The 1,157-nt window shown below is 24.0% G+C and carries 1 protein-coding gene; it reads right to left on the reverse strand.

Going from position 1 to position 1,157, the window contains the following annotated elements; genetic code table 11:
- Nucleotides 1-199 precede the first annotated feature (199 nt).
- Nucleotides 200-1,039 carry a CvfB family protein gene (locus G3997_RS01470; protein WP_296646972.1) on the reverse strand — a complete coding sequence of 280 codons (840 nt, stop codon included), beginning with the start codon at nt 1,037-1,039 and terminating at the stop codon, nt 200-202.
- Between the last annotated feature and the right edge of the window lie 118 nt (nt 1,040-1,157).

Below are 1,157 nucleotides of genomic sequence, written 5' to 3' on the forward strand. Positions count from 1 at the left end.
GTATAAAAACTTCTATAGAGTAATAAAAGAAATACTAAAATAAATATATATAGTTAAAATAATTAATATAAAAAATATAATTATTTCTTGGGAAATAGATAATAAGATGTCGGATTATATACTATCTAATAAATATTAATATGATTTAAAATAAATAAAAAATAAGGATTTCAAATTTGTTGAAATCCTTATTTTTTATTTATTTTAAATATGTTCCGTTTTCGTTTTGATATATTAAATCTTTTTTCATAAGAACCCCTAAAGCTCTTTTAAAGTTCTTCTTACTAGTATTAAATACAGTTGCTAATTCTTCTGGAGTAGATTTATCATTAAATCTCATRTGYCCATCAGCAYYTTCTAAGTAATTCATTATAGATTTTTCTAGTACATCTAATTCTTCTTTTCTACCTTGTCTAGGTGATAATCCAAGTTTATCATCTTCATAAAGTTTTATAACGTTTAAAGTTAATTTATCTCCTATATTTAATTCAGTGAAATATTCGTTGTGAAGTATAACTCCAGCATATTTATTATCAACACATACCATAGCTGAGTTGTTAGTTTGGAATCCATAAACTACACCCTCAACAGTATCACCTACATTATAGTTATGGTCTGTAGTAAGATATTGATCTATATCAGTAGTAGCAGCAAGTCTACCTGTCTTATCTAAGTATATATAGAATAAATATCTATTACCTTTTTCTAAATCATAAGTTTTAGCTTTAAAAGGAACTAATATATCTTTTTGTAATCCGATATCTATGAAACTTCCTATCTTAGTATGAGCAACCACCTTTAAGTAAGCAACTTCGTTTACTTTAGCTTTTGGTGGAATTAAAGTAGCAGCCTTTCTACCTTCTGAATCTATATATATAAATGCATCAACTGTATCACCAACATTAACTTCATTTTTACCTATTAATCTTTTATGTAGAAGTATATCATCTTTTGAATTGTTAGTTTTTCCATCTAGGAAGTAACCAAAATCAGTAGATCTTTTAACTTCAAGTTTATTGAAATCTCCTATTTTTATCAAATCTGTTCATCTCCTTATACGTTAGTATTTTTTGATTACAATTTATATATAATATCATAAAAAAAAGATATATTATAGGTAAAAATATAATTTTAATATAATAAATAAAAATATTATA

The sequence above is a fragment of the Romboutsia sp. 13368 genome (genome assembly GCF_018336475.1).
Taxonomy (GTDB): domain Bacteria; phylum Bacillota; class Clostridia; order Peptostreptococcales; family Peptostreptococcaceae; genus Romboutsia.